Raw genomic sequence first — 21,378 nt, 5'->3', positions numbered from 1 at the left:
CCGAATGATAGTCCTGACACTCTGCGCGGGCGATGGGGCCGCGGGCTCCTATTCGGGGGAGGCCTCCGCGAGATGGTCGATATTTGGAGCGGTATCACGCAGGCCTTTTGGCTTGTCTTTACCTTTGATGCCGAGCTGGTGGAGATCGCCGGCCGGTCTCTTCGTGTCACCCTCTCTGCCTTGGCTGTTGCCTGCCTGATCGCGCTGCCCCTCGCCGCTTTGGTCGCCGTCAAACGGTTCCGCGCGAGGCGGTTGGTCATTGCGATATTGAACGCGCTCATGGGGCTGCCGCCGGTCGTGGTCGGGCTGATCGTCTATGTGGTTCTCTCCCGCTCCGGGCCGCTTGGGGTATTCGGACTGCTCTTCACTCCCACGGCGATGATCATCGCGCAGGTGATCATTATCGTGCCCCTGATCGCTTCCATCGCGCATCAGTCGATCCGTGAGCTTTGGCAGGAATATCATGACCTTCTGATTTCGATGAATGTCACGCAGGGCCAGAAGATACGCACCCTGCTCTGGGACTCTCGCCGCGCGTTGCTGACTGCGGCACTTGCGGGGTTTGGCCGCGCGATTGGTGAGGTCGGAGCGATCATGATCGTCGGCGGCAATATCGACCATGCGACGCGTGTGTTGACCACGGCCATCGCGCTTGAAACCGGGAAGGGGGAGTTCGCCCTGGCGCTCGCCCTTGGGTTTGTGCTGATCGGGCTTGCGGTGGCGGTGAACCTCGCCATCCATTGGCTGGGCCGGACGGAGCGGGAGGGCCGGTGGTGACGCAACTTTTCCCGATGCAAACCAAAGCGATCGAAAGCCGCAGGCGTGGGCAGCGGCTGGTCGGGCCGATCGATCTGACGCTGGACGGGCAGGGCGCTACGGTTGTGATGGGGCCGAACGGCGCAGGGAAGACCACGCTGTTGCAACTGTTGCACGGCACGGCGCGGCTGTCGGCTGGAAAGATTGACTGGGCTTGCTCGACCGAGGAGGCGCGGCATCACCAAGCATTTGTCTTTCAGCGCCCGGTCATGCTGCGACGTACGGTGCTTGAGAACCTCATCTACCCCTTGCGCCTGCGCGGCGTGTCAAAGGCCCACGCACGAAAAGAAGCCGAGGAATGGGCCAACCGCGTCGGGTTAGAGCCACTTTTGGGCCGCGCGGCCCCGGTGCTCTCGGGCGGTGAGCAGCAAAAGCTGGCCCTTGCCCGTGCGCTGATCTGCAAGCCTAAATTGCTGTTTCTGGATGAGCCCTGTGCCGCATTGGACGGGCGCGCGACGCGAGAGATCGAGGCGATTTTGCAATCGGCGAAATCGACCGGCACGCGGCTGATCCTATCGACACATGACCTTGGCCAAGCCCGCCGTTTGGCCGATGACGTTTTGTTTCTGCTGGGGGGGCGTCTGCATGAGGCCGGTCCCGCAAATGTGTTTTTCAACCGACCTGAGACCGCAGAGGCTCAGGCATTTCTAAGAGGAGATATCGTAGAATGAAACATTGGATGATTGGCGCAATTTCCGCGCTGGCGATGAGCAGTGCCGCGCAAGCCGCGGATGTGATAAAGATGGCGGTGACCACCTCGTTCAACAACTCGGGCCTTGCCGACGTGCTCCTACCCGAGATCGCGGCGGACCTGGATCTGGACGTTCAACTGCTGGTCGTCGGCACCGGCCAAGCGATCAAATTGGGCGAGGCGGGCGACGTGGATGCGATTCTCGTCCATTCGCGCAAGGCGGAAGAAGCCTTTGTCGAAGGTGGCTTCGGCAGCCACCGGACTGAGATCATGTATAACGATTTCGTCTTCATCGGGCCGAAAGACGATCCGGCGGGCATCGAAGGATCAGATGCGGCCACGGTTGCTTTGGGCGCAATCGCCGAGGCGGAGACTGCCTTCGTGAGCCGGGGGGACGACAGCGGCACCCATAAAAAGGAACTGTCCCTCTGGGCCGAAGCGGGCCTTGACCCGGCGGCATTCGGGGATTGGTACAACGCTGTCGGCGCGGGCATGGGCGCCGCGCTCAACACCGCGTCGGGGATGCCCGCCTATGTCATGTCGGACCGCGCGAGCTGGCTGAACTTCGGAAACAAAGGCGATCTGACGCTGCTCTACGCGGGCGATCCAGTTTTGTTCAACCAATATGCCTATCTGCCGGTAAATCCCGAAATGCACGGCCATGTGAAAAACGAACTGGCCCTGAAGCTAGAGGATTGGCTGACATCAGATCGCGCGAAAACCTTGATCAATGACTACAAGATCAACGGTGAGACGCTCTTTGTCTTCAACGCGGCAGAGGCTAAATAGCCTTTGTTAGAGACCATCCGCGCCAGCCGGGGCGCGGGTGGTTCATTCGGGCAGGTCGCCGTGGATCGCGAATTGCTCGAGGCCTGCGTCCTGCGGCTGGATCATGCGGAAGCTTTCGCGCACGCCCGCCTCGGTCAACTCGCGCGCGACGGTGAGCAGGCAATTGGGCGCGTGGTCGGCGCAGAGATCGACCATCTGCGCCAGTTCCTCCTTCGCCACGGGGCGTGCCGCATCGACCGAGGGCGCGCCGTAGTATGTCACGAAATGCTGCGCCAGCAGGGCGGCGAGCGCCTCGACCTCGGCCTCTTCGATCTGGGTGACGGCGACGAAGGTGACGCGGCCGAAGGTCTCCAGCCCCAGCCAGCCGTTGGCGAAAGCTTGGCGTGCCTTGCCGGTGAGATCACCCTCGGTCCAGTCCGAGAACTCGAACCCGCCCGAGATGCACCATTCGCCGGTGCGGGCGGGGGAGGCGAAGACGTTGCGGTCGCTTTCGTCGAAATGGATCGCGCGGGCGAGTTTGAGGGTCATGGGGCGGGCTCCAATAGGGTGGTGAGCGGGATGAGACGGGTGGTCTCTTTGTCCCGCAGTAACATGCCGAAGTCCTCGTCGACACCGATGAATCTACCGCTTTGGCCCTGCACGGTCACCTGTGTGTCGAGGTCGAAAACCAACCCGCGCCATTCACTATGCAGCGCTTTCGGGCCGAGGTCCTCCCAGCGGTTGATCCAATGCAAACTGTGCCGCGCCCAGGATTCCACGAGGGCAGGGGGCTGCACTTCGGCGCAGCCCTCGGCATAGAGCGCGGTCCGGTCGGGGGTAAGACCGGTTTGAGTCATCTCGGGATCGTCGGCGGGGAAGAGCGGCAGGGTGAAGCCCACGACGAGCCAGTCGGGGACCGCCTCAGCGTCACTCGTGGACGCCACCGTGCGAAAGCGGCCACAGGAGGCGCCGTTGAGGCGAATGCCGCCGTCCCAGTCGAGCTGCACCGCCACCTCAGGCGGCGACAGCGCGCCGAGTGCATTTTGGAAGCCCACCCCGCAGAGCGGCAGCATCGCCACGGCGCGCGCCAGCGGCACCTCGGGGGCGAAGACCAGCGCGGCCTCGATCTCCGTCTCGCCCAACCGGTAGCAAATCAGCCCCGCGTCGCAGCCCTCGGCCGCGCGGGCGCAGGCGGCGGCGAGGGCATCGCCCGTCACCGCCTCGCCCGACATCAACGGGGGAAAGGACAGGTCTTCGCTCATGCCGCGCCGCTGTCGACCAATGTCTTGGCGATGGCGTGGAAAGCCGCGGCTTGCTTGCTGTCGGGCTGGCTCACGGTGATCGGCGCGCCGCCGTCGGAAGCAAGCCGGATCTGCAGGTCGAGCGGCACTTCGGCGAGCAGCGGCACGCCCCATTTCTCGGCCTCGGAGGCGACACCGCCGTGACCGAAGACATGCTCCTCGTGGCCGCAGTTGGAGCAGACATGGGTCGACATGTTCTCGATCATGCCGAGGATCGGCACCTTGAGTTGGTTGAACATGTCGATGCCCTTACGGGCGTCGATCAGGGCCACATCCTGCGGGGTAGAGACGATCACCGCGCCGTCGACCTGCGCCTTTTGCGCCAGCGTCATCTGCACGTCACCGGTGCCCGGCGGCAGGTCCACGATCAGCACGTCGAGCGCGCCCCATTGCACCTGCGTCATCATCTGCTGCAGTGCGCCCATCAGCATCGGCCCGCGCCAGACCACGGCCTGATCCTCGTTGGTCATGAGACCGATGGACATCATGGTGACGCCGTGGTTGCGCATCGGCAGGATGGTCTTGCCATCGGGCGAGGCCGGACGGCCCGAAACGCCGAGCATCCGCGGCTGGCTGGGGCCGTAGACATCCGCGTCCAAGAGGCCCACGCGGCGGCCTTGGGCCGCGAGCGCACAGGCGAGGTTCGCCGAAACGGTGGATTTGCCGACACCGCCCTTGCCCGAGGCCACGGCGATGATCCGGTCGACACCGGGGATCTTCTGCGGGCCCGCGGGCTCTGCCTTGCGTTGCGGCTTGAGGTCCGGGGGCGGAGCCTTCTCGCTGTGGCCGGTCAGCACGATGGAGACTTTCGAGACCCCCTCGACCTGCGCCAATGCAGCTTCTGCTTGCGTCTTGGCTTCCTCATAAGCCTTGGCCTGCGCGGGTGGAATTTCCATCACGAAACGCACCGCGCCTTCGGCGTCCACGTTTAACGCGCGCATCACGCCGCTGGCCACGATGTCGGTGCCCGTGGCCGGATCGGTCACGGTCTTCAATGCGGTCAGAACCGCGTCTCTGCTGGCAGTCACGTCGCTTATGCCTCGCCCTTGTCCGCACCGGCGATGGTGCCGTCGACCGTATGTTCGAGACCCAGTTCCGGGATCGAGATCACGGCCTTGACCGGGAAGGTCTTACCGGCGGTGTCATGGTCGCGCATGGCCTTCTCGATGGCCTGCTGCGAGGTCACGCCGACCTGTTTGAGAAACTTGCGCATCGACATGTTGAAGTCTTCGCTCATGGGTAGCTCCTGTGTTGGGGGCGGCCTAGTGGTCGCGCCGTTTGGAGAGGTAATCGTCGGTGGTGCGGGGGCGGGGACGCTCCGCGCCCATCATCGGGTTATTAGTGCTATGGTACTGCGCGTTGATCCGGCAGTCATCGCACATCTGGATCATCCGCAGCTTGGCCTCGTCGGCGAACATCGAATGGCTGCGCAGCTTGTCTGTGATCCGCTCGACGGTGGATTTCACGCCAAAGAGGTTGCCGCATTCGATGCAGGCAAAGGGTTCTTCCTCGTTCAGCACCCGCTGGCTCAGCGCCGCCTCCGTGAGGTCAAGGCGCGGTTCCAGCGCGATGGCGTCCTCGGGGCAGACATTGGCGCAAAGGCCGCATTGCAGGCAGGCGTCTTCTTGGAACCGCAGTTGCGGCAGGTCAGGGTTGTCGCCCAAGGCGCCCGAGGGGCAGAGCGAGACGCAGGAGAGGCAGAGCGTGCAGGCCTCCTTGTCCACGAGCACGGCGCCATAGGGCGCGCCGGCGGGGAGGTCGAGCACCTCGGCCTCGGGGTTCAGCGCGCGCGCGGATTGGCGGGCGATCTGGCGGCGGCTGCCCATGGGGCGCACCGGTTGGGCCACAGGCGCGGGCGCTTCGGCGTCGTAGAGGATGTCGGTCAGCGCCTCGGGGTCGGGCGTGTCGATGAGGGACATCCGCGCCTCGCCCGCGATGGCGCGGGCCAGCGCGGTCTGGGTCTCGATGGCATCCCGGTCGGCCTTGGGGCCGAGGAGGAGCGAGACATGGGCGAAACCGGCGGCGAGGGCGGCGAGCGCCTCGGCATGGCCGAAGGCGGCGAGCGCGTCGAGTTCCATCGGGATGACGTCGGCGGGCAGTCCGCGGCCATGGCGCGCGGCGAGGCGGATCATCTCGGCCCCGTGGGCGTCGTGGACCAAGAGGCGCGGCGCGTCGCCGCCCGCTTCGAGATAGGCGCGCGCCAGCGTCTGCACTCGGCGCATGGTGAAATCGACGGGCGGCGCGTCATAGCTGATCGCGCCCGAGGGGCAGGCCGAGGAACAGGCGCCGCAGCCCGCGCAGATCATCGGATCGACGGTGACGTGATCGCCGTCGGGGGTGATCGCGCCGGTGGGGCAAAGGTCGAGGCAGGCGGTGCAGCCGATCTGCCCGGCGCGGGAATGGGCGCAGAGCAGCGGCTCGGTGCGCACGTAGAGCGGTTGCTCGAAGGTGCCGGTGAGATGCGAGGCGGCGAGCACGGCAGCGGCCACGGCGGGCGGGTGGCCCGGATCGGCGCGCAGGTAGCCTTCGCGTTTCTCATGTGCGGGGAAGAGCGGCGTCTCGCCGCGCAGGTCGAGGATGATGTCGCATTGGCTGCGCGCGCCGTCGCGCGGTTCGGTCCAGCTTAGCGGGCCACGGCCGCGCGGATCGACCTGCCGCAGCGCGTCGATCACCACTTCGAACTGGCCAAGCGCACCCTTGGCGCGGCGCAGCTTGCCGGAGATCAGATCAAAATCGCGAACCTCGGGCAGGCTGTCGTCAGCCTCGGTCACCGCGTCGTCCATCAACAGCGTGACGCTGAGGTGGTCCTTGAGTTGCGCCGCCGCTTCCAGAGCCGCCGGGCCACGCCCGACGATCAGGCAAAGACCTTCCGAGGCGACGTCGATGGTTTTTTCAGCCGGAACGTCCAACAGCGCTTCCGTCGCGAGGGCGGACATTTTGGGTAGTTTGTCCCGGGGGTCATCGGACCATCCGGCCCTGTCGCGGAGGTCCAATAGGGGGGCAGGGGACAGGCCCAATTCCTCGGCCAATTCGGTAAAGACCCGCTCTTCTTGGGTGCAGCATAAAATCGCATCGCCAGCGGTGAGCGCCTTGGCCGCGCGGTCGATCTGGGTGGTGCAAAGGGCCGAACAGGGGGGGGAGACCGCCAAACCGCTACGCTCGGCCAATGCATCGGAATCGATACGCTGCGACCCTGCGCAATCGCATGTTATCAATGTCTTGGCCATGAATTTTCCCTTATCTCGCCCGTCAATCCGCAGCCTCTCCGGCGGCGGCTGAGGCCCCAAGCTAGACGGGATTTGCCACCCCCTACAACCGAAATTCGCCCCGCGACCGCGTCGCGACAGGGGCGATCGGCGGGGCGGCGCGGCTCCTTGCCGCCCGGGTGATTCGATATCGGCGATTTGCCTGTTTTCCGATCAAAATACTCAAGTTAGACAAATAGGCCGAGGCACCATTGACGGGCAGAACCGGCGGGCCATCTTGTCTCGAAAGCCGGGTTTTTCGGGCCTCGGCGCGGATTAGCGCTTCCCCCGGACCGGGCTTTCCGGCGAAGGTCTTCGAAACGGAGGAGCGACTTGATTCACAACCCGACAATGTATCGGACGATGCCCTTGGGCATTGTGCTGCGGCGCGCGCCGGGTGTGACCCGTTGGGCCAAGTGGAGCTGGAAAGCGACCGCCGTGCTGCCCGGTGCTGAAAAAGCGGATTGGCGTGAGCTGCGCCGCGAGGGTGAGACTGTCGAATACCACGCCGCGACCCTCAAGCTGGAGCTCCACGGCGCCGAGACCGAAGCCTATGTGCACGGGCTGGGCGCGGATGTGCCGTGTGTTTATGTCGTCATGCGCCCCATCCCCGGCGCGACGGACCGACCCTTCAAACTCGCCCTTGTGACCGCATCGCCCTATGAGGCGCAGGACTATTGCGACAGCGCCGAAGAGGTCGTGGAAAAGGTCGCGATGACGCCGGGGTTGATCGCATGGGTGCAGGCATTCGTCGAAGAGTTCCATCAAGAGGAAGCCTTCGTCAAACGCCGCCGGGATCGTCTGCGCACCGATCGCAAGCAAGACGGTATCGGCGACCCGCGCATCGAAAAGCCCGCTGACATCTACGCCTCGCCCGCGTTAAAGCGAAAGCGTCTGGCATGAGCGGTTTCTGGCAAAAGCGCCGCGCCGCCGTCGCCGCCGAGGCGGAGGCCGAAGCGCGGCTTCACGAAGCCCGCGCCGCTGCCGCCGAAGAGGCCGCGCTGGCTGAGCGCAGCGATGATGATCTCTTGGCCGAGTTCGACCTGCCCGCGCCTGAGGATCTGGTGAGCGGCGAACAGCTACGTGCCTTTCTCAAGGCGCAACTGCCGCAACGGCTCAAGACCCGTGCGCTGCGCAGTTTTTGGAAAACCAATCCGGTGCTCGCCTGCCTCGACGGGTTGAACGACTATGACGACGATTACTCAGCGGCAGCCACCGCTGGAAAGCCGGTCAATACGATCTACAAAGTGGGCCGGGGCATGGTCGCGAAGGTCGAAGAGGTGCTGACCGCCGAGGGCGACGCGCCGGAAGAGGTGGCTGAGGCAGAAGCGCCCGCGCTGGCACCGACCCATGATGTCGTCGTGCCGGGCCCACGCCGGACCGAAACGGCTCTGGCTCAAGACGCACCTTACGAGGCGCAGACGGTGACCCCCGAAGAAGACGCCGAGGCGCAGCCTGCGCCAACCCACCGCCGCATGCGGTTTCACTTCGCCAGCGATCTGGCACAGGACATGGAAGGTAGCAGCGCATGACCCAATTGGCCGCGACGCCCCTGCCCGAAGAAGACCGCCTGCGCGCGGACCTCTACAACTTCATGGGGCTGATCCTTTCCGGCCCGCCGGATCAGATCCTGCTGGATCAATGTGCCGCCCTGTCGGGCGATGACAGCGAATTGGGGCAGGGGTTTAAAGCGCTCTCCAAACTGGCCACCAAGACCAAACCCGCGGGGGCCGAGAGCGAGTTCAACCGGCTCTTTATCGGTTTGGGGCGGGGCGAACTGTTGCCCTATGCCAGCTTCTACCTCACCGGCTTTCTTAACGAAAAGCCGCTGGCGGCACTGCGCCAGGACATGGTCGCGCGCGGGTTGGAGCGTGCAGCGAATGTGTTCGAGCCCGAAGACAACATCGCCTCATTGATGGAGATGATGGGCGCGATGATCGCAGGCCGTTTCTCGGCCCCCGCCACGGTGGCGCAGCAAAAGACATTCTTTAACCGGCATATCGCGCCTTGGGCCGGGCATTTCTTTGCCGACCTCGAAGGCGCGAAAAACTCGGTCTTCTACGCCCCGGTGGGCAAGATCGGCCGCGCCTTCATGCAGATCGAGGCCGAAGCCTTCCGGCTGAGCAAAGACGACTAGACCAAGCGGGATGAGACAGGCGGGGCCGCGCGCCCCTGAACAAGAGACGTAACAGGAGAGAGAAGATGACACGCAAGCCAGAGGGATCCACCGACACAGCCGTTCGCAAGGATCGGCGCGACTTCCTGAAATTCGCGGGCAGCGCCGCGCCTTTGGCCGCCGTCGCCGTGGCCACCACCGGGACCGAGGCCGAAGCGGCCAAGGCGCCCGACCTGTCTTCGGACCGTATCCAAGACACCGAACACACGCGGGCCTATTACGCCGCTGCGCGGTTCTGACCAGATAACCGGGGCGCGGCCCCGAAAATTGGCAGGGCGACAACGCCCGCCGTTCAATAGCCACCTCAGGCGGGGCCAGCCCGCGCATAGGGAGTGAAGATATGTTGAGGAAAAAGACCAATGGGGTCGCCCGGTCTGCGCAGCGGACAGGCATCTTGTCCGATGTGGCGCGCAGCGGTATTGACCGGCGCGCGTTCCTGCGCGGCTCGGGCCTTGCCATCGGTGGACTTGCCGCAATCGCGGGCACCGCGGGCAGCGTGCAACAGGCCAGCGCCGCCACCGCCGCCGTCAGCGGCAAGATGGAAGTCAAGAAATCCGTCTGCACCCATTGCTCGGTCGGTTGCACCGTCATCGCCGAAGTGTCGGACGGTGTTTGGCTGGGTCAGGAACCCGGTTGGGACAGCCCCTTCAACCTCGGTGCACACTGCGCCAAGGGCGCCTCGGTCCGTGAGCACGCCCATGGCGAGCGCCGCCTGAAGTACCCGATGAAAAAGGTCGGCGGCGAATGGCAGCGGATCTCTTGGGATCAGGCGATCAACGAGATCGGCGACAAGATGCTGTCGATCCGTGACACCTCTGGCCCGGATTCGGTTTACTGGCTGGGCTCGGCGAAACACTCCAACGAACAGGCCTATCTGTTCCGCAAGTTCGCGGCCTACTGGGGCACCAACAACGTCGACCATCAGGCACGGATCTGCCACTCCACCACCGTGGCGGGCGTGGCGAACACATGGGGCTACGGCGCCATGACCAACAGCTACAACGACATCCACAAGTCGCGTGCGATCTTCATCATCGGCGGCAACCCAGCCGAGGCGCACCCGGTCTCGCTTCAGCACGTGCTGAAGGCGAAGGAAGAAAACAACGCGCCGCTCATCGTCTGCGACCCGCGCTTCACCCGCACCGCAGCCCACGCGGATGAGTATGTGCGGATGCGCCCCGGTTCGGACGTGGCACTGGTTTGGGGCCTTCTCTACCACATCTTCGAGAACGGTTGGGAGGATGAGGAATTCATCCGTACCCGTGTCTGGGGCATGGATGAGATCCGCAAGGAAGTCGCCAACTGGACGCCCGACGAGGTCGAGCGCGTCACCGGCGTGCCCGGCTCCCAGCTTGAGCGCGTCGCGCGCACGCTGGCCAACCACCGTCCCGGCACCGTGATCTGGTGCATGGGCGGCACGCAGCACACCAATGGCAACAACAACACCCGTGCCTACTGCATTCTGCAGCTGGCCCTTGGCAACATGGGCACCGCGGGCGGTGGCACCAACATCTTCCGCGGCCACGACAACGTGCAGGGTGCCACCGACCTTGGCGTTCTGGCCGACACGCTGCCGGGCTACTACGGTCTGTCCGATGGCTCTTGGGCGCATTGGGCGCGCGTTTGGGGCGAGGATCTAGAGTGGATCCAGAGCCGTTTCGCCGCTTGGACCGATGGCGCAGGCGAAGAGCAGCGCATGATCAACCTCACCGGCATCCCGGTGTCGCGTTGGATCGACGGCGTGCTTGAGGATCGTGAGAACCTCGAACAGCCCGACAACACCAAAGCGATGGTGCTCTGGGGCCACGCGCCGAACTCGCAAACCCGTCAGGGCGAGATGAAAACGGCGATGGAGAAACTCGACCTCTTGGTTGTGGTCGACCCATACCCCACCGTTTCCGCCGTTCTGCATGACCGCACCGAAGACACCTATCTTCTGCCGGCCTGTACGCAGTTTGAAACCTCTGGCTCGGTCACCGCATCCAACCGCTCGCTCCAGTGGCGCGAAAAGGTCGTGGAGCCACTGTTCGAAAGCCTGCCCGACCACACGATCCTCTATAAGTTCGCCAAGAAGTTCGGCTTTGAAGATCGCATGTTCCGCAACATCGAGGTGAATGGTGAAGAGCCGCTCATCGAAGACCTGACGCGCGAGTTCAACAAAGGCATGTGGACCATCGGCTACACCGGGCAGTCGCCAGAGCGGATGAAGATGCACATGCAGAACCAGCATACTTTCGACAAAACCACCCTGCGTGCCGTTGGTGGCCCGGCGGATGGCGATTACTACGGCATGCCATGGCCCTGCTGGGGCACGCCCGAGATGAAGCACCCGGGCACCGCGAACCTCTACGACATGTCGCTGCCGGTGGCCGATGGTGGCCTGACCTTCCGCGCGCGTTTCGGCGTGGAGCGTGATGGTGAAAACCTGCTGGCCGAGGGCGTCTATTCCAAAGGGTCCGAGATCAAGGACGGCTATCCCGAGTTCACCATGCAGATGCTGATTGACTTGGGTTGGGACAGTGATCTGACAGCGGATGAGCGTCGCATCATCGAAGCCGTCGCCGGTTATGAAGCGCCGCAAAACGCCGATGACGGGCAGGCGGAGGTCGGTGAAACCTCGCAACAGGGTGAGATCGATTCCGATTATGTGGCCCAAGTCGGCGGCATCAACTGGAAGACCGACCTGTCGGGCGGCATCCAGCGGGTGGCGATCGCGCATGGCTGCGCCCCCTTCGGCAACGCCAAGGCCCGCTGCGTGGTCTGGACCTTCCCCGATCCGGTGCCGAAACACCGCGAGCCGCTCTACTCGAACCGGCGCGATCTGGTGGCGGATTATCCGACCTATGACGACAAGACCTTCTGGCGGGTGCCGACGCTCTATGCGTCGATCCAAAAGAACGACTTCTCGCAGGAATTCCCGATCATCCTCACCTCTGGCCGTCTGGTCGAATATGAGGGCGGCGGGGATGAGACCCGGTCGAACCCATGGCTGGCCGAGCTGCAACAGAACATGTTCATCGAGATCAACACCCGTGACGCCAACAACCTCGGCGTGCGCGACGGGTCCGATGTCTGGGTCGAAGGCCCGGAGGGCGGCAAGATCAAGGTGATGGCCTTGGTCACCGAACGGGTGGGCGAGGGCGTGGCCTTCATGCCCTTCCACTTCGGCGGGCACATGGGCGGCGTCAGCCTGCGCGACAAATACCCCGACGGGGCCGACCCGATCGTGCTGGGCGAAAGCACCAACACCGTGCAGACCTACGGCTACGATTCAGTCACGCAAATGCAGGAGACCAAAGCGACTCTCTGCAAGATCATGCCAGCGTAAGGAGACAAGAGAATGGCAAGAGCGAAGTTTCTCTGCGATGCCGAGCGCTGCATCGAATGCAACGCCTGCGTCACGGCTTGTAAGAACGAACACGAGGTGCCTTGGGGCATCAATCGCCGCCGCGTGGTGACCATTCAGGACGGCCAGCCGGGCGAACGCTCGATTTCGGTCGCCTGCATGCACTGCTCAGACGCGCCCTGCATGGCGGTCTGCCCGGTGGATTGTTTCTACCAGACCGACGACGGCATCGTGCTGCACTCCAAAGACCTCTGCATCGGCTGCGGCTACTGCTTCTACGCCTGCCCCTTCGGCGCGCCGCAGTACCCGCAGGCTGGCAACTTCGGGTCGCGCGGCAAGATGGACAAATGTACCTTCTGCGCCGGTGGCCCCGAAGAGAACCACTCTCAGGCTGAGTTCCAGAAGTACGGTCGCAACCGGATCGCGGAAGGCAAGCTGCCGATCTGCGCCGAAATGTGCTCGACCAAGGCGCTGCTGGCCGGTGACGGGGACATGGTCTCCGACATCTACCGCGAGCGCGTGGTCGCACGCGGCTTCGGCTCCGGCGCTTGGGGCTGGGGCACGGCTTACGAGCAAAAGGGCCAGTAACGGCTTTCGGGGGCGGCCTGATCGGGCCGTCCCTTTTCTCCATATCTGTCTAGCCGGGGGATTTCCCATGCTGCGCCACCTGATGGCTCTTTTCATTCTCGCCTTGGCCGCGCTGCCGGTCAGCGTCACGGCGCAGGACGTGCGCCTGCCTGAGAACGCGACCCCCTCGGCCATCGACCGCGCTAGCACCGGCGGCGCGCAGAACTTGGCCGATATCGAACGGCGTCAGAACGGCGCAGAGATCGACGATGGGTTCCGGCGCAACAATCTGGGCGGCGATGCGGCCACGGTGCCAAGCCTTGGCCCGCTCGGCGGACGCTCCGACCCCGACCTCTGGCGCGGCATCCGCTATAACGAATTGCCCGTGCGCGTGAGCACGATGAACAAGACGGGCCGCGTCCTTGTTCAAGACAACGGGATGTGGTGGCAGCAATTCCGCGAAGGCCCACTTGCGACCTATGGCGCTTGGCTGCTCGCCGGGACGCTGGCCGTTCTGCTGCTCTTTTACCTTTTGCGGGGCCGGATCCGCATCGAGGGCGGCAAGGTCGGGCGCACCGTCACCCGCTTCAAAGCCATTGAGCGTTTCGCGCATTGGATGCTGGCGGGCTCGTTCATCCTGCTCGCGCTGACGGGCTTGGCCACGCTCTTTGGCCGCAAGGTCGTCATCCCTTTGCTGGGGCATGAGTTCAACTCGACCCTGTTGACCGGGTCGAAGTTCATCCACAACAACGTCTCATGGGCCTTCATGATTGCGCTCGTCATGGTCTTCGTCATGTGGATTTGGCACAATATCCCGAACAAGACCGATTGGGTCTGGATCAAACAGGGCGGCGGTTTCATCGGTGACAAACACCCGCCCGCCAAGAAGTTCAACTTCGGCCAAAAGATCGTCTTCTGGGCCGTGATCCTGCTGGGCTTCTCGGTCTCGCTCTCGGGGCTGTCGCTGCTCTTTCCCTTCGAGATCCAGCTTTTCGGGCATACGTTCAACATCATCAATGACATCGGCATGGCCGAGGCCGCAGGCTTTGGTCCGCTTCAGGGCGATCTGACGCCGCACGCCGAAATGCAATATGCCCAGCTGTGGCACGCGATCATTGGCTTTCTGATGATGGCGGTGATCTTGGGCCATATCTACATCGGGACGCTCGGCATGGAAGGCGCTTTTGACGCCATGGGCAATGGCGAGGTCGATGAGCGTTGGGCCGAACAGCACCATTCGCTCTGGCTCGATGAGGTCAAACAAGACAAACGGACCCCCGCAGAATGACGGGCGGCGGCGTTCAAATCAAAGGAGTCGCGCGATGAAAGCCATGTTGGCAGGGTTTCTGGGCGTCGCGGTGATCGGCGTCGTGGCCTATTTCGGGCTGCATGAGATAGGCTTTTCCTCCGCCGAGGTCTATTCAGGTGAAAACGTCCGGCTGGACTGACACCAAAGAGGCATATCATGGCGGCAGGCGATGAATACGGCGGCACGCTCGAAGGCGCGTCGATCCTTGTGATCGACGACGAACCGGGGATGCGCCATTTCCTCACCAAGATATTGGAGCCGCGCGTCAAACGCGTGGCCCAAGCGGCTTCTCCTGCGGAGGCCACCAAGCTCTTGGACGAGGCGCATTTCGATGTGGTCGTGCTGGACAATGTCATGCCCGGCAAGACCGGTCTGGAATGGGTCGTCGAACAGCGCCGCAAGGGGTTCTACGCCGACACGGTCCTGATCACCGCCTATGCAGATCTTGAAACTGCCATTGCCGCGCTGCGGGCAGGCGTCAGTGATTTCGTGCTGAAACCTTTCCGGGCGAACCAAATCCTCGGCGCGGTGTCACGCACATTGGACCGCAAGAACCTGCGCCGCGACAACACCCTGCTCAGGCGCGAGTTGCAGGGTGGCGCGGCGGTGCAGATGCTCGGCAAGTCCGAGGCGCTGTCGAAGGTCCGCGGCATGCTCAACCGTCTTGCCCCGGTGCCGACGCCGGTGCTGTTCACCGGTCCCAGCGGCACGGGCAAGGAGTTGGCCGCGCGGCAGTTGCACCAGATGTCCGACCGCGCCGATAATCCCTTCGTCGCGGTGAATTGCGCCGCCATCACGCCGGACCGGATCGCGCCCGAACTCTTTGGCGCGGTGGAGGGAAATGAGACCCTGCAACCGGGGCTGTTCCTTTTGGCCGACGGCGGCACGTTGTTTCTTGACGAAGTGGCGCAGATGCCGGAGCAGCTACAGGCGGCGCTTTTGCGGGTGTTGGAAGACCAGCGCATCCGGCCCGACGGGGCAGAGCGGGAGATTCCGCTGAACCTGCGGTTCCTGTTCGCCACCAACGCCGACCTGCCCAAGGCGGTGGAAGAGGGGCGTTTCCGCGCCGACCTCTATCACCGCATGAATGTGGTCGAGGTCGCGATGCCGCCGCTCAAGGACCGGTCCGAGGATATCGTCGAACTGGCGGCGATGTTCATGCAGCAGTTTTCGACCGCGCTCGGCATGCCCGCGCTGCGCTTGGACGCGGAGACTTTGCTGAAACTGCGCCGTTACGACTGGCCGGGGAATGTGCGCGAATTGCGCAATCTGATCGAACGCTCGGTGATCCTTGGCAGCCTGCCCGAAGCCTTTGCGGGCCATGGCGCGGTCGATGGGCCGCGGGCGATCGAAGACCTCGAACTGGTCACGCAGCGCCATATGCTGCACATCCTTGATCTGTCGAACGGCAACCGGGCCGAGGCCGCGCGCCGCTTGGGCGTGTCGCGCAAAACCGTCGACCGCAAGCTCGCCGCTTGGGCCGCCGAAGGGTTGGATATCGAGGCGCTTTGACCCTGATAAAGCTATGCGAAACGCGCATATCCGTTCCACGTGTGGGGAATCTGCGTCGGTTTCGTGGAATATCAGTCTGTTCTGGGTATTGATCTAAGAAGATTATCCTGCCGCAGGCGTTTCCCTAGACCCGTTATTCCATCTGAACCGATCCTACCCGCCAAACGTTCCTGTTTCAGCGATGGTGTTGAAGCGGGCGGCCCCCGGTGACATCTGAAGCGCAAGCGTTAAAGGAGTAAATTCAATGCTGAAACAGATCGTTACCGCCACCGCGCTCGCCGCGGTCACCGGCACCGCAGCCTTTGCCCAAGACAATGACACGCTCCGCGTCGGCATGTCGGGCGGCTATTTCCCCTTCACCTTTGTGAAGCAGGATGTGCTTCAGGGGTTTGAGGTCGATGTCATGAACGCCGTTGGCGAAGAGGCAGGTTTTGAGGTCGAGTTCGAGACTATGGCGTTCTCCGGCCTGATCGGCGCGCTGGACGCAGGCCGGATCGACACGATTGCCAACCAAATCACCATCACGCCCGAGCGTCGGGAAAAGTTCGCCTTTACCGCGCCTTATGTCTTTGACGGTGCGCAGGTCGTGACCAAAGAGGGCAACGAAGAGATCGGCGGCGTCGAAGACCTGCGCGGCAAAACCGTTGCGGTGAACCTTGGGTCGAACTTCGAGCAGCTTTTGAACGAACTCGCCTTCGCGGATGAGATCGAGATCAAGACCTATGAGTCCAACATTGCCCAAGATACCGCGCTTGGCCGGGTGGATGCCTTTGTGATGGACCGGGTTTCCTCGGCGCAGCTCATTCAGGAAAGCCCCCTGCCGCTGCAACTGGCGGGCAAGCCCTTCTCCGAGATCCGCAACGCCCTGCCGTTCCAAGACAATGAGGAAGGCCGCGCGCTGCGTGACCGTGTCGACACTGCGCTGGAATCCCTGCGCGAAGACGGTACACTGGCCGAAATCTCGGACAAGTGGTTCGGCACAGACATCACCAAAGCGGAGTAACCCATGCGGGCGCTAGACCTTGACTACATGCTGGGGCTGGTGCCCGTCATATTGGGCTACGTACCGCTGACCTTGTTCATGGCGGTGGCGGGGATGGTGTTCGCACTCATCCTCGCCTCGCTTTTGGCGGTCGAACGGGTTGTGAAAGTGCCCGTGCTCGACTGGCTCGTGATCGTTTTCATCAGCTTCTTCCGCGGCACGCCGCTACTGGTGCAACTGTTTCTCTTCTACTTCGGTCTGCCGCAGGTGCTGTCGTTCCTGACCAATATTAGCGGTGTGACTGCTGCCATCATGGGGCTGACCCTGCATTTCGCAGCCTATATGGCCGAAAGCATCCGCGCCGCGATCATGGGGGTGGACCGCAGCCAATGGGAGGCGGCCCAGTCCATCGGCATGACCCAAGGTCAGATGATGTGGCGGATCATCCTGCCACAGGCGGCCCGGATTGCCGCGCCGACGTTGGTGAATTACTTCATCGACATGATCAAAGGCACGTCGCTCGCCTTTACCCTCGGCGTGACCGAGATGATGGGCGCCGCGCAGAAAGAAGCCGCCGGAAGTTTCCTTTATTTCGAGGCCTATCTCGTCGTCGCCATGATTTATTGGGTCATCGTCGAAGCGCTGAGCCAAGTGCAAAAGCGGCTTGAAACCTATCTGAATAAGGCGTTCGCGCGATGATTGATATCACTGGCCTGACCAAAGATTTCGGCGGCGCGCCGGTTCTGAACGGCATTGATTTGCAGATTGCCGAGGGCGAGCGGGTGGTCGTGATCGGCCCCTCGGGCACTGGCAAGTCGACCCTGCTGCGCTGCCTCAATTTCCTCGACGTGCCGCAAGAGGGGGTCATTCGCATCGGCGATGTGAGTGTCGATGCCGCCAAGGCGCGCAAGGCGGATATTTTAGCGCTGCGCCGCCGGACGGCGATGGTGTTCCAGAACTACGCGCTTTTCGCCAATAAGACGGCGAAAGAGAACATCATGGAAGCGCTCGTGACGGTGCAGAAACGGCCCAAGGCCGAGGCCGAAGAACGCGCGCTCTCGGTTCTGGCTGAGACCGGCTTGGCCGATAAGGCTGACAGTTTCCCGGCGGCGTTGTCTGGCGGGCAGCAACAGCGTGTTGGCATCGGTCGCGCCATGGCGCTCGGGGCGGAACTGATGTTGTTCGACGAGCCGACCTCGGCGCTTGACCCGGAATGGGTGGGGGAGGTGCTCGACCTGATGCGCGCGGTGGCAGAGCGGAAGCAGACCATGCTGATCGTGACCCATGAAATGCAATTCGCTCGTGAGATCGCAGATCGGGTGATCTTTATGGACGGCGGGAAGATTGTTGAGAGCGGTGCGCCGTCGGAGATTTTTGGCGCGCCGAAGGATGCGCGGTTGCAGAAGTTTTTGAAACGGGTCGAGGGGTAGGGTGATTTTGCCACCCGGGCCCGGGACAAGCCGCAGGCGCCGGGCCATCGCCTGCCCGCCCCCCCGGGTAGGCGATTTGGTGAGGCTGGGTGCAACCTCGGGAAGGCACATCATAGTTGAACCATGAAGTGCGACCGAACATCTGTCAGATCGCCGACCCGCGGGCAGGCGATGGCCCTCGATCTTCTTCCCCAAACGCAAAAAGGCCCGCCATTTGGTGGGCCTTTCCGTTTAAACCTGACGGCTCAAATCACTCCGCGCAGGCGCGGATTTTCTCGATGTCCGGTCCATTCGGCGTGCGGCCCAGGTTGAACGGCGCCGACGCGTCACGCCATTTGGCGTAGTCGTTCAGATACTCCAGCTGGCTCAGGTAAACCTTAGCGGAATCGGGGTTCTCGCAGGCGGTCTCCTCGATGGTCTCGTTCGCCATCTCCTGAACCTTGGTCAGTGTCTCGTCATCATAACGGTTGATTTCGATGCCCGCGTCGAGGAACTGCTGGTAAGCTTCGGTCGCACGCTTCTCGGTGAAGGACAGCGACCAAACGAGGTTGGCCTGCGCCGCAATCTCAAGCGCTTCGCGGGTCTCGTCCGACAGAGCATCCCATGCGCCTTTGTTGATCATCACACCGAAGATCGAAGCAGACTGGTGCCAGCCCGGTGTCGCCCAGTATTTGGTGACCTGCTGGAAACCGCCCGAGAAGTCGACGTTCGGGGTCGAGAACTCCGCGCCATCGATCACGCCGCGCTCAAGCGACTGATAGATTTCGCCACCGGCCATCGAGACCTGCGACCCGCCCAGTTTTTCCAACAGACGGCCCTGCTCCAGACCCGACAGACGCAGACGCTTGCCCTTGAGGTCTTCCAGCGTGACGATCTGCTCGTTGGTCCGGAAGCCGGATTCGTTGTTGGTCACGCCGTAGGGCAGATAGACCATGCCGAACTTGCCGTAGATCTCGTTATAAAGCTCTTTGCCGCCCCATTGCTCGATCCAGTTGACGTAGTCGACCGCGTTGAACAGGCTCGCCGTGGTCGCCAGCGGCGAGAAGGCAGAGTTGCGGCCCGCCCAGTAACCGGGCCAGTCGGCGCCAGCCTGCACGGTGTTGGATTCAACCGCGCCAAACACTTCGCCCGCGGGCACGAGGGAGCCGCCTTCGAAGAATTCGATGGTCAGGTCGTCGCCGGTCAGCTTGTTGGCCAGATCGACGAAATGCTTGTCGATCTCGATCAGTTCCAGCGAAGTGGGCCATGTGGTGGTCATGGTCCAGCTGTCTTGGGCCGCGGCCTGCGTGGCAACGCCCGCGCAGAGTGCCAGTCCGGCAAGGGTTGATTTCAATTTCATAATCTCTCTCCTCCGTTGATTATTTTGTATAGAGCGTTTCCGGCAGCCAGGTGACAAGCTGCGGGAACAGGGCGATGGCCACGCACATCATCAGGATCAGACCGATGAAAGGCAGCACGCCGACGATGATATGCGACGTCTTGACCTCACGCGGGGCAATGGCGCGCAGGTAGAAGAGCGCATATCCAAAGGGCGGGGTCAAAAAGGACGTTTGCAGAACCACCGACATCAGGACGACGAACCACAGCAGGCTTACGTCCATCTCCTGCACGATCGGCAGGAAGATCGGGAAGGACAGCAGCACGATGCCAGTCCAGTCGAGGAAGGCCCCGAGGATGAAGACGATGAACATCATCATCGCAAGCAAGAGCCAAGGCGCCATGTCGAGGTTGCGGATGATCTCCTGCGTGGCGCGCAGACCCCCGGTGATGTTGAACACGCCCGTAAAGGCGGTGGCGCCAACGACGATAAACAGGATCATTGCTGAGGTGCGCCCGGTCTCCAACATCGCGCCGTAGAAGGAGGCCCAGCTGAACTTGCCGCGCATGATAACGATCACCAGTGCCAGCGCCGCACCGATGGCGGAGGCTTCGGTCGCCGTGGCGATGCCCGCGAGCAGGGAGCCCAGAATGCCGAGGATCAGCACGAGCGGCGGCACGGCTTCGATCAGCAGCATACGCACAAGGGCGGGTTTCGAGATTTTCTCATCCGGCTCGACGGCGGGGGCCATGTCGGGCCGGACCACGGCGACGACGAAAACCCAGACCGCATAGAGCAGCCCCAGCACCACGCCCGGCACCATGGCGCCTGCGAAAAGCTCTCCCACCGAGAGGGGGGAATAAGAGGCCATGAGGATCAACATGATCGACGGCGGGATCAGAATGCCCAAACAGCCTGATGCCGCGATGACCCCGGTGGTCAGGGTCGGGCTATAGCCATATTGCAGCATCGGGCGCAGGGCCATCACGCCCATCACGGTGATCGAGGCGCCGATGATACCCGTGGTCGCGGCGAGCAGGATCGAGATGAAAACCACCGCGAGCGCCAGACCGCCGCGAATGTTCGACATCAAAAGCCGCAGTGATTCGAACATCTTATCCGTCACGCCCGAATCGGACAGGAACCGTGCCATCAAGATAAAGAGCGGAATCGCGATCAGCGTGAAGTTGTCCAGCACGTCGCCGAAAATGCGGTTGATGACGATGCCCAGCACCATCGGTTTGCCGGCGATGACAGCGCCCAATACGGCCGTGCCACCCAGAACGAAGGCCAGCGGGTGGCCCATGAAAAGGCCCAGCAAAAGCAGGCCGAACATGGTGAGTGCAATGAGTTCAGGCGTCACGGGGCAGTTCCTGACGGTTAAGTACGAGTTTCAAAAATTCCGCCACGCCTTGCAGCAGCAAAAGACCGGCAGCGAGGGCCATGGCCATTTTCAGCGGATAGACCGGCAGCTGGACCGAGCCATATGTCGTCTCACCTTGGGTATAGGAGCGCATGGCGAATTCATAAGAGCGGGTGGTGAAGATCCAGGCGAAGGGGAAGAAAAAGATCACATAGCCCGCCGCTTCGACCCAACGGCGCAGGTTGGGGCCAAGGGTTTCGGTGATCAGATCGACCCGCACATGGGCCTGATGGCGCAGCGCATAGCCGCCCAGCATCACGAAATAGAAGCCATAAAGTTGTTTCGTGACGTCAAAGGCCCAGCGGGTCGGGTCATTCAGCGCATAGCGCATGAAGACGTCATAGATGATGATTGCGGCGAAAATGACGGCGACGACCGACACGATGCGCCCGACGAATTCGTTCATCTGGTCGATGAATTTTATCAAGATCTGAGCCCTCCCTGGCAGCTCGCACATTATTGGCCTTTCTGCCGAAAACAAGGCAAAAGACCAT

General features: G+C 62.8%; 23 protein-coding genes. 15 read left to right on the top strand and 8 right to left on the bottom strand.

Annotation, left to right across the window (positions count from 1 at the left end):
- The first annotated feature begins 72 nt into the window (after window positions 1-72).
- The 3 genes from HKX24_RS13115 to HKX24_RS13105 are packed head-to-tail and all read left to right on the top strand — an operon-like array spanning window position 73 to window position 2,296.
- Window positions 73-777 (top strand): ABC transporter permease, encoded by a 705-nt coding sequence (locus HKX24_RS13115; protein WP_271690280.1) that lies wholly within the window; start codon window positions 73-75, stop codon window positions 775-777.
- The gene (locus HKX24_RS13110) at window positions 774-1,487 is read left to right on the top strand and encodes an ATP-binding cassette domain-containing protein (RefSeq protein ID WP_271693937.1); all 714 of its coding nucleotides are present in this window, start codon (window positions 774-776) and stop codon (window positions 1,485-1,487) included. Before HKX24_RS13115 ends, HKX24_RS13110 begins: the two co-directional genes overlap by 4 nt.
- Complete coding sequence (locus HKX24_RS13105; RefSeq protein ID WP_271693938.1) at window positions 1,484-2,296, top strand: substrate-binding domain-containing protein; 813 nt, start codon at window positions 1,484-1,486, stop codon at window positions 2,294-2,296. Before HKX24_RS13110 ends, HKX24_RS13105 begins: the two co-directional genes overlap by 4 nt.
- 42 nt (window positions 2,297-2,338) lie before the next feature.
- Here the strand turns inward: HKX24_RS13105 and HKX24_RS13100 are convergent, their stop codons facing one another.
- Genes HKX24_RS13100 through HKX24_RS13080 form a run of 5 tightly spaced genes read right to left on the bottom strand, consistent with a single transcriptional unit; the run spans window position 2,339 to window position 6,803 of the window.
- Window positions 2,339-2,824 carry a DUF6505 family protein gene (locus tag HKX24_RS13100; protein WP_271693939.1) on the bottom strand — a complete coding sequence of 162 codons (486 nt, stop codon included), beginning with the start codon at window positions 2,822-2,824 and terminating at the stop codon, window positions 2,339-2,341.
- Window positions 2,821-3,537 (bottom strand): biotin/lipoate--protein ligase family protein, encoded by a 717-nt coding sequence (locus HKX24_RS13095; RefSeq protein ID WP_271693940.1) that lies wholly within the window; start codon window positions 3,535-3,537, stop codon window positions 2,821-2,823. Before HKX24_RS13095 ends, HKX24_RS13100 begins: the two co-directional genes overlap by 4 nt.
- On the bottom strand, window positions 3,534-4,604 hold the full coding sequence (apbC, locus tag HKX24_RS13090; RefSeq protein ID WP_271693941.1) for an iron-sulfur cluster carrier protein ApbC: 1,071 nt from the start codon (window positions 4,602-4,604) through the stop codon (window positions 3,534-3,536). The genes HKX24_RS13095 and apbC overlap by 4 nt, the downstream gene beginning before the upstream one ends.
- Window positions 4,605-4,609: 5 nt before the next feature.
- A complete protein-coding gene (locus HKX24_RS13085) occupies window positions 4,610-4,813 on the bottom strand; it encodes a DUF6494 family protein (RefSeq protein ID WP_271693942.1) in 204 nt (67 codons plus the stop codon).
- A gap of 25 nt (window positions 4,814-4,838) precedes the next feature.
- Window positions 4,839-6,803, bottom strand: coding sequence for a 4Fe-4S binding protein (locus HKX24_RS13080; protein ID WP_276154052.1), 1,965 nt, complete (start codon window positions 6,801-6,803; stop codon window positions 4,839-4,841).
- Between the two features lie 381 nt (window positions 6,804-7,184).
- Here HKX24_RS13080 and HKX24_RS13075 point away from each other — a divergent pair, with 381 nt between their 5' ends.
- The 12 genes from HKX24_RS13075 to HKX24_RS13020 all read left to right on the top strand — a co-directional run bounded on the left by HKX24_RS13075 (window position 7,185) and on the right by HKX24_RS13020 (window position 18,143).
- Window positions 7,185-7,724: a DUF3305 domain-containing protein gene (locus HKX24_RS13075; RefSeq protein WP_271694054.1), complete on the top strand. Its 540-nt coding sequence runs from the start codon at window positions 7,185-7,187 to the stop codon at window positions 7,722-7,724.
- Window positions 7,721-8,353, top strand: coding sequence for a DUF3306 domain-containing protein (locus HKX24_RS13070; RefSeq protein WP_271693944.1), 633 nt, complete (start codon window positions 7,721-7,723; stop codon window positions 8,351-8,353). The genes HKX24_RS13075 and HKX24_RS13070 overlap by 4 nt, the downstream gene beginning before the upstream one ends.
- On the top strand, window positions 8,350-8,958 hold the full coding sequence (locus tag HKX24_RS13065; protein ID WP_271693945.1) for a molecular chaperone TorD family protein: 609 nt from the start codon (window positions 8,350-8,352) through the stop codon (window positions 8,956-8,958). Before HKX24_RS13070 ends, HKX24_RS13065 begins: the two co-directional genes overlap by 4 nt.
- Before the next feature lie 65 nt (window positions 8,959-9,023).
- Window positions 9,024-9,236, top strand: coding sequence for a twin-arginine translocation pathway signal protein (locus tag HKX24_RS13060; RefSeq protein WP_067266573.1), 213 nt, complete (start codon window positions 9,024-9,026; stop codon window positions 9,234-9,236).
- Window positions 9,237-9,337: 101 nt separating this feature from the next.
- Window positions 9,338-12,325: a formate dehydrogenase subunit alpha gene (locus tag HKX24_RS13055; RefSeq protein ID WP_271693946.1), complete on the top strand. Its 2,988-nt coding sequence runs from the start codon at window positions 9,338-9,340 to the stop codon at window positions 12,323-12,325.
- Between the two features lie 12 nt (window positions 12,326-12,337).
- Window positions 12,338-12,931, top strand: a complete 594-nt coding sequence (gene fdh3B / locus HKX24_RS13050; protein WP_067266580.1) for a formate dehydrogenase FDH3 subunit beta — start codon at window positions 12,338-12,340, stop codon at window positions 12,929-12,931.
- A gap of 67 nt (window positions 12,932-12,998) precedes the next feature.
- A complete protein-coding gene (locus tag HKX24_RS13045; RefSeq protein ID WP_276154053.1) occupies window positions 12,999-14,198 on the top strand; it encodes a formate dehydrogenase subunit gamma in 1,200 nt (399 codons plus the stop codon).
- A gap of 34 nt (window positions 14,199-14,232) precedes the next feature.
- Window positions 14,233-14,358 (top strand): hypothetical protein, encoded by a 126-nt coding sequence (locus HKX24_RS13040; protein WP_259950196.1) that lies wholly within the window; start codon window positions 14,233-14,235, stop codon window positions 14,356-14,358.
- Between the two features lie 17 nt (window positions 14,359-14,375).
- On the top strand, window positions 14,376-15,731 hold the full coding sequence (locus tag HKX24_RS13035; RefSeq protein ID WP_271693948.1) for a sigma-54 dependent transcriptional regulator: 1,356 nt from the start codon (window positions 14,376-14,378) through the stop codon (window positions 15,729-15,731).
- A 244-nt stretch (window positions 15,732-15,975) separates the two neighbouring features.
- Window positions 15,976-16,734, top strand: coding sequence for an amino acid ABC transporter substrate-binding protein (locus HKX24_RS13030; RefSeq protein ID WP_271693949.1), 759 nt, complete (start codon window positions 15,976-15,978; stop codon window positions 16,732-16,734).
- Window positions 16,735-16,737: 3 nt separating this feature from the next.
- Window positions 16,738-17,412, top strand: coding sequence for an amino acid ABC transporter permease (locus HKX24_RS13025; protein WP_271693950.1), 675 nt, complete (start codon window positions 16,738-16,740; stop codon window positions 17,410-17,412).
- A complete protein-coding gene (locus HKX24_RS13020; protein ID WP_271693951.1) occupies window positions 17,409-18,143 on the top strand; it encodes an amino acid ABC transporter ATP-binding protein in 735 nt (244 codons plus the stop codon). Before HKX24_RS13025 ends, HKX24_RS13020 begins: the two co-directional genes overlap by 4 nt.
- Before the next feature lie 250 nt (window positions 18,144-18,393).
- Here HKX24_RS13020 and dctP read toward each other — a convergent pair whose 3' ends face one another.
- Genes dctP through HKX24_RS13005 form a run of 3 tightly spaced genes read right to left on the bottom strand, consistent with a single transcriptional unit; the run spans window position 18,394 to window position 21,314 of the window.
- Window positions 18,394-19,482, bottom strand: coding sequence for a TRAP transporter substrate-binding protein DctP (dctP, locus tag HKX24_RS13015; protein WP_067266589.1), 1,089 nt, complete (start codon window positions 19,480-19,482; stop codon window positions 18,394-18,396).
- Window positions 19,483-19,501: 19 nt separating this feature from the next.
- A complete protein-coding gene (locus HKX24_RS13010; RefSeq protein ID WP_271693952.1) occupies window positions 19,502-20,824 on the bottom strand; it encodes a TRAP transporter large permease subunit in 1,323 nt (440 codons plus the stop codon).
- Window positions 20,814-21,314, bottom strand: a complete 501-nt coding sequence (locus HKX24_RS13005) for a TRAP transporter small permease subunit (protein WP_271694055.1) — start codon at window positions 21,312-21,314, stop codon at window positions 20,814-20,816. The genes HKX24_RS13010 and HKX24_RS13005 overlap by 11 nt, the downstream gene beginning before the upstream one ends.
- Between the last annotated feature and the right edge of the window lie 64 nt (window positions 21,315-21,378).

Source organism: Sulfitobacter sp. M85, assembly GCF_029285915.1.
Lineage (GTDB): Bacteria > Pseudomonadota > Alphaproteobacteria > Rhodobacterales > Rhodobacteraceae > Sulfitobacter > Sulfitobacter faviae.
This window is presented reverse-complemented; position numbering and strand designations above follow the sequence as displayed.

Excerpts from the sequence above, each read along its gene's own strand:
- fdh3B (WP_067266580.1), top strand. The coding sequence starts at position 12,338 with ATGGCAAGAGCGAAGTTTCTCTGCGATGCCGAGCGCTGCATCGAATGC.
- HKX24_RS13055 (WP_271693946.1), top strand. The coding sequence starts at position 9,338 with ATGTTGAGGAAAAAGACCAATGGGGTCGCCCGGTCTGCGCAGCGGACA.
- HKX24_RS13095 (WP_271693940.1), bottom strand. The coding sequence starts at position 3,537 with ATGAGCGAAGACCTGTCCTTTCCCCCGTTGATGTCGGGCGAGGCGGTG.
- HKX24_RS13100 (WP_271693939.1), bottom strand. The coding sequence starts at position 2,824 with ATGACCCTCAAACTCGCCCGCGCGATCCATTTCGACGAAAGCGACCGC.
- HKX24_RS13075 (WP_271694054.1), top strand. The coding sequence starts at position 7,185 with ATGCCCTTGGGCATTGTGCTGCGGCGCGCGCCGGGTGTGACCCGTTGG.
- HKX24_RS13025 (WP_271693950.1), top strand. The coding sequence starts at position 16,738 with ATGCGGGCGCTAGACCTTGACTACATGCTGGGGCTGGTGCCCGTCATA.
- HKX24_RS13035 (WP_271693948.1), top strand. The coding sequence starts at position 14,376 with ATGGCGGCAGGCGATGAATACGGCGGCACGCTCGAAGGCGCGTCGATC.
- HKX24_RS13040 (WP_259950196.1), top strand. The coding sequence starts at position 14,233 with ATGAAAGCCATGTTGGCAGGGTTTCTGGGCGTCGCGGTGATCGGCGTC.
- HKX24_RS13085 (WP_271693942.1), bottom strand. The coding sequence starts at position 4,813 with ATGAGCGAAGACTTCAACATGTCGATGCGCAAGTTTCTCAAACAGGTC.
- HKX24_RS13045 (WP_276154053.1), top strand. The coding sequence starts at position 12,999 with ATGCTGCGCCACCTGATGGCTCTTTTCATTCTCGCCTTGGCCGCGCTG.
- HKX24_RS13020 (WP_271693951.1), top strand. The coding sequence starts at position 17,409 with ATGATTGATATCACTGGCCTGACCAAAGATTTCGGCGGCGCGCCGGTT.
- HKX24_RS13105 (WP_271693938.1), top strand. The coding sequence starts at position 1,484 with ATGAAACATTGGATGATTGGCGCAATTTCCGCGCTGGCGATGAGCAGT.
- HKX24_RS13080 (WP_276154052.1), bottom strand. The coding sequence starts at position 6,803 with ATGGCCAAGACATTGATAACATGCGATTGCGCAGGGTCGCAGCGTATC.
- HKX24_RS13115 (WP_271690280.1), top strand. The coding sequence starts at position 73 with ATGGTCGATATTTGGAGCGGTATCACGCAGGCCTTTTGGCTTGTCTTT.
- HKX24_RS13070 (WP_271693944.1), top strand. The coding sequence starts at position 7,721 with ATGAGCGGTTTCTGGCAAAAGCGCCGCGCCGCCGTCGCCGCCGAGGCG.
- HKX24_RS13030 (WP_271693949.1), top strand. The coding sequence starts at position 15,976 with ATGCTGAAACAGATCGTTACCGCCACCGCGCTCGCCGCGGTCACCGGC.
- HKX24_RS13065 (WP_271693945.1), top strand. The coding sequence starts at position 8,350 with ATGACCCAATTGGCCGCGACGCCCCTGCCCGAAGAAGACCGCCTGCGC.
- dctP (WP_067266589.1), bottom strand. The coding sequence starts at position 19,482 with ATGAAATTGAAATCAACCCTTGCCGGACTGGCACTCTGCGCGGGCGTT.
- HKX24_RS13060 (WP_067266573.1), top strand. The coding sequence starts at position 9,024 with ATGACACGCAAGCCAGAGGGATCCACCGACACAGCCGTTCGCAAGGAT.